General features: G+C 57.4%; 8 protein-coding genes. 6 read left to right on the top strand and 2 right to left on the bottom strand.

What is annotated here, in order from left to right:
- Positions 1-695: 695 nt before the first annotated feature.
- On the bottom strand, positions 696-1,139 hold the full coding sequence (locus QZL66_RS10205; protein WP_293614989.1) for a hypothetical protein: 444 nt from the start codon (positions 1,137-1,139) through the stop codon (positions 696-698).
- Positions 1,140-1,462: 323 nt separating this feature from the next.
- Between QZL66_RS10205 and dnaN the strand changes: the two genes are divergently transcribed.
- The 5 genes from dnaN to QZL66_RS10230 all read left to right on the top strand — a co-directional run bounded on the left by dnaN (position 1,463) and on the right by QZL66_RS10230 (position 6,851).
- Positions 1,463-2,569, top strand: a complete 1,107-nt coding sequence (dnaN, locus tag QZL66_RS10210) for a DNA polymerase III subunit beta (protein ID WP_022411616.1) — start codon at positions 1,463-1,465, stop codon at positions 2,567-2,569.
- Positions 2,570-2,584: 15 nt separating this feature from the next.
- Positions 2,585-2,812 carry an RNA-binding S4 domain-containing protein gene (locus QZL66_RS10215; protein ID WP_022411617.1) on the top strand — a complete coding sequence of 76 codons (228 nt, stop codon included), beginning with the start codon at positions 2,585-2,587 and terminating at the stop codon, positions 2,810-2,812.
- On the top strand, positions 2,809-3,951 hold the full coding sequence (locus tag QZL66_RS10220; RefSeq protein WP_022411618.1) for a DNA replication/repair protein RecF: 1,143 nt from the start codon (positions 2,809-2,811) through the stop codon (positions 3,949-3,951). The genes QZL66_RS10215 and QZL66_RS10220 overlap by 4 nt, the downstream gene beginning before the upstream one ends.
- 413 nt (positions 3,952-4,364) lie before the next feature.
- Complete coding sequence (gyrB, locus tag QZL66_RS10225; RefSeq protein WP_022411619.1) at positions 4,365-6,311, top strand: DNA topoisomerase (ATP-hydrolyzing) subunit B; 1,947 nt, start codon at positions 4,365-4,367, stop codon at positions 6,309-6,311.
- A gap of 12 nt (positions 6,312-6,323) precedes the next feature.
- A complete protein-coding gene (locus tag QZL66_RS10230; RefSeq protein ID WP_022411620.1) occupies positions 6,324-6,851 on the top strand; it encodes a hypothetical protein in 528 nt (175 codons plus the stop codon).
- A 155-nt stretch (positions 6,852-7,006) separates the two neighbouring features.
- On the opposite strand, the gene QZL66_RS10235 is transcribed toward QZL66_RS10230, so the two are convergent.
- The gene (locus QZL66_RS10235; protein ID WP_226944308.1) at positions 7,007-7,168 is read right to left on the bottom strand and encodes a hypothetical protein; all 162 of its coding nucleotides are present in this window, start codon (positions 7,166-7,168) and stop codon (positions 7,007-7,009) included.
- 163 nt (positions 7,169-7,331) lie between these two features.
- Here QZL66_RS10235 and gyrA point away from each other — a divergent pair, with 163 nt between their 5' ends.
- On the top strand, positions 7,332-9,983 hold the full coding sequence (gene gyrA, locus QZL66_RS10240; RefSeq protein ID WP_293614996.1) for a DNA gyrase subunit A: 2,652 nt from the start codon (positions 7,332-7,334) through the stop codon (positions 9,981-9,983).
- The last annotated feature ends 367 nt before the right edge of the window (positions 9,984-10,350 follow it).

The following is a 10,350-nucleotide window of genomic DNA, read 5'->3' on the forward strand; positions in this document are numbered from 1 at the left end:
GTCGCCGTCCGCAGACGGCGAAATCCCCGTGCCCATGCTTCCGGGCACACGGAGAAAGGGACAAAAAGCGGCAGCTTTTTGCGGGGAGCGAACAAGACCGCTCCCCGTGTGAAACCGGAGAGGAAAAGCAAGATCTTTGCAAGGTCCCGGTGGGACGTTGCAAACGGAACTTTCCATGACGAAAAGATAAGGAAAATTAGGCTCCCCTGAAAGGGGAGCTGGCAGTGCGCAGCACTGACTGAGGGGTCTCCACAAATATCAAATAATATACATTCTAAAACATTGCATAAAAGATTACACGAAAGGACCTCTCCACCGCCTAAAGGCGGTCCCCCTCGTACTGAGCGGTCCCCTCTGCCCTTCGGGCATCTCCCCACCCCGTGGGGAGTCACCCCTTTCAGGGGAGGCATAAAGTAGGGACAGGTTGTGCCGTGTCCGCCGATTTCAGCAAAGGAAAATCCCGTTGGAAACGTTCCGCCGGAACGTTTCCAAACCGACAATACAGCAGACAGGACACAGGGCGGAGCGGTCTTGTTCGCTCCGCCCTCGAAAAGCTGTCGCTTTTCTCACCCACCTTCCCCGTGCGCCCAAAAGTACGGGCGCAGAGAGTTTCGCTGTCTGCGGACAGCGACTTAGGAGGCTCCTCGCCCTCTGAGAGAGTCTGTTTTGCATCTGGGCGTATGCAGATTGCGCCGTCAGATTTTTCGAGAGATGAAAGGAAAAACAGAGGAAATCCTTTGTGGATTTCCGAGTATTTTCCTGAAATATCTCGGAAAAGATGCAAGCAAGATGCGTGCGAACAGATGCAAAACAGGCTCTAAAATCTCGCCAGCTGCGCTCAGCTGGAGCAGCCTGATGGGAAAACGATTCCGCAACGCTTTCTTTTTCTCTCCCGCTTTTTCTGTCTGGCGTTTCCTGTGGAAACGTGGGATTTCTTTGAAAATCCTGGCTTTCCACCGCCTCTCCACAGAAAATTTCCGGTTTTCCACACCGTTTTCCACAAGCTGTGGAAAACCAATGTGGAGAAAAAATTTCGCCGCCGCAAGAGATTTCCCGGATGCGTCTTCTGCCGCTGTGGAATCTCCTGTGGAGGGCTGTGCAAAGGCGTTTCCACAGGCTGTGGAAACCGCTGCCGGCATCTGCCGGATTTTCCACGGATTTCTCCACAAGTTTTTCGTTTCCACTCCACAATCTTTCCACCATTCCACCCGCAAAAAATCTCTCCACTTCTCCACGATTTCTCCACAAAGGGTTCGTGGAAGAAAAATCTCCGCAGATTCCGGCAAAAAAACGGCTTTCCACTTTTCCTGCCCCTCTATAACTGCTACTAACTTTTTCATTCTATTGATTTCTATTTTCTGCAGCTTCGCTGCATTTCTAATAAAACCCCGTTTCCACAGGACACTTGCTGTGGAAAGCGTTCTCAGAGCGCAAATTTGTCTGACAAAAGGATGGATCGACCATGTTAAAATTCACTTGTAACCGCCAATCATTTTACACCGCCATCACCCACGTGGCAAAAGGTGTGTCGCAGAAATCCACAATTCCCGCACTGGAACGGTTGAAACTCCGGCTGGATCACGACAATCTGGAGTTGACCGGCTATGATCTGGAATTCGGCATCCAGCGCAGCATTGATGTGGAATCCGATGATGTGGGCGAATTTGTCATTCTCCCCCGTCTGCTCAGCGAGGCAGTCCGCCGGTTTTCCGGCGATACCGTGACCATGGAGGTGGACGACAACTATCTGGTGCGCCTTTTCTCCGAGGAGACGCAGTTCCAGATCTCCGCCATGTCGGCGGAGGAATACCCCACCCTCCCCAGTCTGGATCTCAACGCCGGCATGCAGATCGAACAGCCGGTGCTCAGCTCCATGATCCGCCAGACCAGCTACGCCGCATCCGTCAGCGAGGCAAAGCCGGTGCTCACCGGCGAACTTTTCGAGGTCACCAGCGATTCGCTCTGTGTGGCAGCTATCGACGGCTATCGGCTGGCAGTCCGGCAGGAACCCATCTCCAGCGCCGAGGCATACCGCTTTGTCGTGCCCAAGCGCACCCTGCTGGAGGTTGCCAATATGCTGCGGGATGAGGCGGACGAGCTTTGCACCATCTCCGCCGACCGCCGCTATGTGGTCTTTGAATTCAACGGCTACACCGTCTTTTCCCGCCTGCTGGAGGGCGAATTCCACAACTACCGCAGCAGCATCCCCACGGCGTTCGAAACCGAGATCACCATGGATACCAGCGAACTCACCCGCTGCCTGGAGCGCTGCTCTCTGCTCATCAGCGGCAAATATAATGCGCCGGTGCGCTGCAAGTTCTCCGGCGGCTTTCTGGAAGTGTGGTGCAAGACGGGCATCGGCGAGATCAACGACCGGATCCCGGCGCAGATCAGCGGGCCGGATGTCACCATTGGCTTTGACAACCGCTTCCTGCTGGAGGCCGTGCGTGCTGCCGACTGCGACCAGATCCGCATTCAGCTCACCGGCGGAAACCGTGTGGCAAAGCTGGTGCCGCCGCAGGGCGAGAGCTTTATTTTCCTGCTGATGCCCATTCAGCTGCGCCAGTGATAGGAGGGATATCCCATGAAACAAGAGACAATGGAAGTCACCATTCAGACCGAGTATATCAAACTGGATTCTCTGCTGAAGTTCGCCGGCCTCTGTGATACCGGCGGATTCGCCAAGGAACTGGTGCAGCAGGGCGCTGTCCGGGTAAACGGCGAGGTCTGCACCATGCGCGGCAAGAAGATCCGCTCCGGCGATACCGTGGAAGTGGATCGCTTTCTGGTACACGTGACGGGTCAGGCATGAGGATCACCCGTCTGGAGGCGGACGGCTTCAAAAATCTCTGTGAGATCGCACTGGAGCCGGATGCCTCTTATAATCTGATCCTGGGCGAGAACGCACAGGGCAAGACCAACCTGCTGGAAGCCATCTGGGCGCTCACCGGCTGCCGCAGCTTCCGCGGCACTCACGAGCGGGATTATCTCCCCTTTTCCGGCGATACGCTACGGGTGGAGGCAAAGTTTCAGGATGCTAGACGGCAGCAGTCTGTCCGCCTTGCCATGGCAAAGGGCAGCGGTGCGCCGGAGAAAAAATTCTGGTGCAACGATGTGCCCCAGCGGGGCAGCGGCAGTCTGTTCTCCGTGTTCCACTGCGTGGTGTTTACGCCGGAGGACCTGTCGCTGGTGGGCGGCGGGCCGGAACGGCGGCGGTCGTTTCTGGATCTGTGCAGCGCCCAGCTCTCCGCACCGGTGCTGGCGCTGGTGCGCCGGTATCAGCTGGTCTTGCAGCAGCGCAACGCCGTTCTGAAGCAGAAGCTTCCGCCGGAGCAGGCGTGCGCCATGCTGGATGTCTGGGACAGCCAGCTGTGCCGGCTGGGGGCGGAAATTGCCGTCCGCCGTGCCGCCTATGTGCGCCGGCTGTCGGAGGTCTGCGTTCCCCTGTACGGGGAGATCGCCGGCGGCAGAGAGAGCATTTCCCTCCACTATGCCTCCAGCATTTACGGACGGGATGCCCAGGAACACCTGCCGGAAAAGTCCTCGCCGGAGCTGGCGGCGCAGTATCTGGAGAAGATGCGGCAGTGCCGGCAATCCGACCTGTTTCTGGGGCACACCGGTGCCGGCGTGCACCGGGATGACCTGCTGCTGTGCATTGACGGCAGACCGGCAAGGGAATTCGGGTCGCAGGGACAGAAAAAGAGTCTTGCCCTCGCCCTGAAGCTGGCGCAGGCGCAGATCTACAGCCAGCGGCGGCGGGAATCCCCCATTGTGCTGCTGGATGATGTCATGGGCGAACTGGATGCCAGACGGCAGGCGGTCGTGTCCACCATCGTGCAGGAGATGCAGGTTTTCGTCACCACCTGCCATCCGGAATCCGTACTTTCCCCGGAGGGCGGAAGGCGGTTTTTGTTGAAAGACGGCAGGCTGGCGGACATGGCGGAAAAATAACTGCGCATCTGCGTGAATTTTAGTTTTCCACAGACTGTTGAAAACTCTGTGGAAAGTCTGTGCAGAGGTGTGAAAAAGTCGGAGGGTGCCGAAAAACAGAACTCGATTTTCAAAAAAGCGGCTCTTTTGAAAGGGGTGATTCCCCATGGAATGGGGAAATGTCACGAAGTGACAAAAGGGATCGCTCGGTAAGAGATGGCAGTGTGCAGCACTGACTGAGGGATTCATTTTGTGAGATCTGAAACAGAAGCAAAAGATCTCACAAAAACCCCTCCGAGCGGCTTCGCCGCCCACCTCCCCTTTCAGGGGAGGCTCTCATAATCATTTAATCATTGAGCCGTTTGAAATACGCATACACCCGTTTCGGGAAGCGTCAGCGGAATACATGACCGCTGACAGGAGGGATAGAACATATGACAGAAGAAATGAAACAAAGCGCACAGAGCTATGACGAGAGTCAGATTCAGGTGCTGGAGGGGCTGGAGGCAGTCCGGAAGCGTCCGGGCATGTACATCGGCTCCACAGGTCCCAAAGGGCTGCACCATCTGGTCTATGAGATCGTCGATAACGCCATTGATGAGGCACTTGCCGGCTACTGCACGGAGATCACCGTGGACATCCTGCCGGAAAACGTGGTGCGGGTCACCGACAACGGCCGTGGCATTCCCGTGGGCATCCACCCCAAGGAGGGCATCTCCGCAGCAACCGTAGTGTACACCATCCTGCACGCCGGCGGTAAGTTCGGCGGCAGCGGATACAAGGTGTCCGGCGGTCTGCACGGCGTGGGCGCATCGGTGGTCAACGCCCTCTCGGAGTGGCTGAAGCTCACCGTGAAGGACGGCTCCCACGTGTATTTTCAGGAGTTCCACCGCGGCAATTACGACAAGCCCATTGCGGTCATCGGCGACACGACCGAAACCGGTACTGCCGTGGAATTCAAGGCAGATCCGGAGATCTTCACCGAGACCACAGAATACGACTTCGAGGTACTCCTCAAACGTCTGCGGGAGCAGGCGTTCCTGAATGCCGGCATCCGCATCGTCTTTTCCGACAAGCGAAACGAGGCAGAGCCGCACACCGAGATCCTGCACTACGAGGGCGGTATCCGACAGTTCGTGGAGTATCTCCAGAAAAAGCGCGGGCTGGAATCCCTGTCAGAGGATGTCATCTATGTGTCCGGCATGGACGGCGATTCCTTCGCCGAAATTGCCCTGCAATACAACGACAGCTATAATGACCTCATCCTCTCCTTCGCCAACAACATCCACACGGCGGACGGCGGTACCCACGAGATCGGCTTCAAGAACGCCCTCACCAAGGTCATCAACGAGTACGGCAAGAAGTTCGGGCTGCTCAAGGACGGCACCCGCCTGCTGGGCGATGATGTGCGGGAGGGTCTGACGGCGATCGTCTCCGTCAAGCTCACCGAGTGCGAGTTCGAGGGACAGACCAAGGGCAGACTGGGCAACCCGTCCGTGAAGCCGTTCGTGGAGAAGATGGTCTTTGACAAGCTCATGACCTACTTCGAGGAGAATCCCACCGTGGCACGTGCCATCTTCGACAAGAGCATTTCCGCACAGGTGGCACGCGAGGCTGCCCGCAAGGCAAAGGAGACTGCACGGCGCAAATCCGCCATGGAGAGCGCTTCGCTCCCCGGCAAGCTGGCGGACTGTTCCGAAAAGACCACCGAGGGCACGGAACTGTATATCGTCGAGGGCGACTCGGCAGGCGGTTCTGCCAAGGAGGGACGTGACCGGCGGTATCAGGCGATCCTCCCCCTGTGGGGCAAGATGCTGAACGTGGAAAAGGCACGCATCGACCGGGTATACGGCAACGAAAAGCTGATGCCGGTGGTCACCGCACTGGGCACCTCCATCGGCGAGGACTTCGACATTTCCAAGCTGCGGTACGGCAAGGTCATCATTATGGCGGATGCCGATGTGGACGGTTCTCACATCCGCACCCTGCTGCTGACGTTCTTCTTCCGCTTCATGCGTCCCCTCATCACCAACGGCAACGTCTTTCTGGCGCAGCCGCCTCTGTTCAAGGTGTCTAAGGGCAAGAAGTACAAGTACGCTTTCGATGAGGCAGAGCGTGACAGGTATATCGCCGAGTTCGCCGACGCCGACGGCAGCACCGCCAAGGTGGGCGTACAGCGGTACAAAGGTCTGGGTGAGATGAGCTCCGAACAGCTGTGGGAGACCACCATGAATCCGGAGACACGCTCCATGATCCGTGTGGACATGGAGGATGCCGAAAGGGCAGACGAGATCTTCACCATCCTCATGGGCGACAAGGTAGCGCCCCGCAAGGAATTCATCGAAAAAAATGCACGCTACGTGCAGAATCTGGACGTATAAGGAGGGCGGACAATGGCAGATACTCAGACGCTCCCCGCCTTTCCGTGGTCTGCGCCCTACACCATTCCACGGGAATTTTATCGGGACGGGTTCACCGCCTTTCAGAAAAAGTACGTCCTCCGGCGCAGCTATGTGATGATGGCGCTCTTTGCCGTGCTCTTTGTGAGCTTTGTCATCTCCGCTGTCAATGACCCCTCCAACCGCCTCGCCTACTTCCTGCTGGTGCTGTGTCTGGCAGCCATTTTTATGCTGTGGTACAACCCCAGAAAGCAGCGCCGGATGGTGCTGGAGGCAGTGCGGGAACTGGAGGGCACGGAATACACCGCCTGCTGCGACGGAAATGTGCTGCGCATCCGCATCCGGCAGAGTGAGGAGGAGAGCGAGCGCATCCCCGAATCCCGCATCATGCTGGCAAGCGCCTATGTGCAGGCGTTCGACCGGTTCTATCTGGTGTGCGACGGCAAGAAGATGTTCTACATCCTGCCGAAAACGGCGCCGGAAACCCCTGCGCCCCAGCTGCCGGAGGAACCGGAAGCATGATTGTTTCACGTGAAACAGTGGCGCTTGCCGAGTTCGGCAAAGTGAAATCCCGCTGGAAACGTTCCGCCGGAACGTTTCCAAGACCGCAGTGCTGCAAGCGGGACACAGGGCGGAGCGGTCTTGTTCGCTCCGCCCTCGAAAAGCTGTCGCTTTTCTCACCCACCTTCCCCGTGCGCCAAAAGCACGGCGCAGGGAGTTTCGCCGTCTGCGGACGGCGACTCAGAGGGCTTCTCGCCCTCTGAGAACACCTCGCCAGCTGTGCTCAGCTGGAGCAGCCTGACCGGATCACACGAATGCGGTTCGTTTTGTTTCTGCACGATGGCTTTTGTGCCTGCTGTAGGGACACGGCGTGCCGTGTCCGCTGTTACCCCTCATGTTTCACGTGAAACACTGAACCATACGACACAACACCCCCAAAAGGGAAAAAGGCGGAAGCTCCGCCGTGATAGGAAATATAGAATGATGGATAATAATACTTCAATGGAAAAAGAAAATTTCTTTACCAACGGAAAACAAAAAATTACCCCCATCGAAATTGGCAGAGAGATGCAGGATTCGTTCCTGCAATATGCGATGTCGGTCATCGTCGCCCGTGCCCTGCCGGATGTGCGGGACGGTCTGAAGCCGGTGCACCGCCGCATTCTCTACACCATGTTCGAAAAGGGACTGACCCCCGATAAGGCATATCACAAGTGCGCCGACACCGTCGGTGCGGTGCTGGGTAGCTATCACCCCCACGGCGATGCTTCTGTTTACGATGCGCTGGTGCGTCTGGCACAGAACTTCTCCATGCGGTATATGCTGGTGGACGGTCAGGGTAACTTCGGTTCGGTGGACGGCGACCCGCCTGCTGCTTACCGATACACTGAGGCGAGAATGTCCAAGATTGCGCTGGAGATGCTGACGGACATTCACAAGGAAACCGTGCCGTTTATCCCCAACTATGACGACCGTCTGAAAGAACCGGAGGTGCTCCCCTCCCGTTTCCCCAACATTCTGGTCAACGGCTCCATCGGTATTGCTGTCGGCATGGCGACCAACATTCCGCCCCACAATCTGGGCGAGGTCATCGACGGCATTCACGTGCTGATCCAGAATCCGGACTGCACCATGGACGAACTGATGGCGTGCATTCAGGGGCCGGACTTCCCCACCGGCGGTATCATCATGGGCAGAAGCGGCATCCGTGCGGCATACGCCACCGGACGAGGCAAGATCACCCTGCGGGGACAGACCCACTTCGAAAAGGTGCGGGGCCGCCAGTCGATCATCATCACCGAGATCCCCTATATGGTGAACAAGGCACGCCTGATTGAAAATATCGCCAGCCTTTCCAAGGACAAGCGCATCGAGGGCATCTATCACATTCAGGATGAGTCCAGCCGTGAGGGGATGCGCATCGTGGTGGAACTGAAAAAGGACGCCAACGAACAGATCGTCCTGAATAAGCTGTTCTCCTACACCCAGCTTCAGGACACCATCAGCGTCAATATGCTGGCGCTGGTGAACGGCGAGCCGAAGACCCTGAGCCTGAAACAGATGCTGGAACAGTACCTGCAATTTCAGGTGGAGGTCATCACCAACCGCACCAGATTCGATCTGGAAAAGGCAAAGAAGCGTGCCCACATTCTCCAGGGCTTCGTGGTCGCCATCGACCACATTGACGAGGTCATCGCCATCCTGCGGAGCAGCAAGACCATTCCGGAGGGCAAGGAGCGCCTGAAAGCACGCTTTGCCGATGTGGATATGTCCGCCGTGCTGGATCGCAGCCAGTACGATGTGGACACCTACCATCTGGAACACAAGGTGGGGCTGACCGATGAGCAGGCGGATGCCATTGTGCAGATGCGTCTGGGTGCACTCACCGGCATGGAGCGCCAGAAGGTCACCGACGAGCTGTACGGACTGGTGCAGAAGATCTCCGACCTCATCGACATTCTGGGCGACCGCAGCCGGGTGTACCAGATCATCGAGGACGACTTGCAGGAGATTCGCCGGAAGTTCGGCGATGCCCGCCGGACACAGATCGAAACGGTGGAGGGCGAAGTGGACATCGAGGATCTGATCCCCGTGGAGGACTGCGTGGTCACCTACACCGACAGCGGCTATATCAAGCGCATCTCCGTGGATGCCTATAAGAGCCAGCGCCGTGGCGGACGTGGTGTCACTGGTATGAAGCAGCGGGAGGAGGACTTCGTCAGCGAGCTGATGATTAGTTCCTCCCACGCCAACATCCTGTTTATCAGTAATCTGGGCGTGATGTATAAGCTGAAGTGCTATGAGCTGCCGGAGGGCTCCAAGAACGCCAGAGGAACGAATATCATCAACCTCCTGCCTCTGAGCGCCGGCGAGAAAATCGCTGCCGTTCTCACCACGCCGGACTTCGACGAGGGCAAATATGTGGTGATGATCACCCGTGCCGGCAAGATCAAGCGCACGGCACTCTCCGCCTATAAGAATGTCCGCAAGAACGGACTCATTGCCATTGGTCTGGACGAGGGCGACGAGATCGCAGCGGTGCGCCTGACCAACGGCTCCAACCGGCTGTTTGCCGCCACCCGAAAGGGCATGGCAATCCGCATTGACGAAACGGACGTGCGTCCCATGTCCCGTTCGGCACACGGTGTCAAGGCGATCACCCTCCGTGGGGACGACAGCGTGGTTTCCATGGCGAGAGAGCGGAAGGGTGCTTCCCTGCTGACCGTGACAGAAAACGGCTACGGCAGACGGACGGCGCTGGACGAGTACCGGATGCAGTCCCGTGGCGGTTTAGGTCTGACCAACTATAAGGTGGACGCAGAGCACGGCGACGTCTGCGGCATCAAGGTGGTGGACGAGAGCGACGACCTGATGTTCATTTCCAGCGACGGCGTTATCATCCGCACCCCCTGCGACCAGATTCGCCTGATGGGACGTGTTGCCAAGGGCGTGCGTGTCATGCGTGTCAATGAGGGACAAAGGGTGGTTGCGTTCACCCGCACCGAGGCTGCGCAGGACGAAACACCGGAAGCAGACGCAAATGCAGCGCTGGCAGAGTCCGCAGCACCGGCAGAAGCACCGGCGGACGCACAGAGCGTACAGCCGGAGGCAATCCCGCCGAAGCCGGAGAACGGCGCAGAGAGCGCAGAATAATCGGAACAATGGGGAGAAGCTCCCGTTCCGGACAGCGGCGGGCAACTGCCGCTGTTGTTGTACTCAGGCGAAATTGTTTCACGTGAAACATTGGTTTGGCGGGATGTGATGTGTTTCTACAAATCATCGTAAACAATCAACAAAAACTGCTGTGCAGAAACAGAGCGATTCTGTAATCGTTGCCTTATAAGGCTGCTCTAGCTGAGCGCAGCTGGCGAGGTGTTCCGTGCATCTTGTAGGGACAGGTTGTGCCGTGTCCGCAGGTTTATGTCAAGGAAAACTTCCGTTGGAAACATTCCACCGGAATGTTTCCAAAATCAGAGCACAGCAGACGGGACACAGGGCGGAGCGGTCTTGTTCGCTCCGC

Origin of the sequence: Ruminococcus sp. CAG:330, assembly GCF_000437175.1 — a bacterium.
In the GTDB taxonomy this organism is placed as follows: domain Bacteria; phylum Bacillota; class Clostridia; order Oscillospirales; family Ruminococcaceae; genus Ruminococcus_C.

Bases quoted from the DNA above. Each gene is read 5' to 3' on its own strand.
- QZL66_RS10215 (WP_022411617.1), top strand. From the start codon at position 2,585: ATGAAACAAGAGACAATGGAAGTCACCATTCAGACCGAGTATATCAAA.
- dnaN (WP_022411616.1), top strand. From the start codon at position 1,463: ATGTTAAAATTCACTTGTAACCGCCAATCATTTTACACCGCCATCACC.
- gyrA (WP_293614996.1), top strand. From the start codon at position 7,332: ATGGAAAAAGAAAATTTCTTTACCAACGGAAAACAAAAAATTACCCCC.
- QZL66_RS10230 (WP_022411620.1), top strand. From the start codon at position 6,324: ATGGCAGATACTCAGACGCTCCCCGCCTTTCCGTGGTCTGCGCCCTAC.
- gyrB (WP_022411619.1), top strand. From the start codon at position 4,365: ATGACAGAAGAAATGAAACAAAGCGCACAGAGCTATGACGAGAGTCAG.
- QZL66_RS10205 (WP_293614989.1), bottom strand. From the start codon at position 1,139: ATGCCGGCAGCGGTTTCCACAGCCTGTGGAAACGCCTTTGCACAGCCC.
- QZL66_RS10220 (WP_022411618.1), top strand. From the start codon at position 2,809: ATGAGGATCACCCGTCTGGAGGCGGACGGCTTCAAAAATCTCTGTGAG.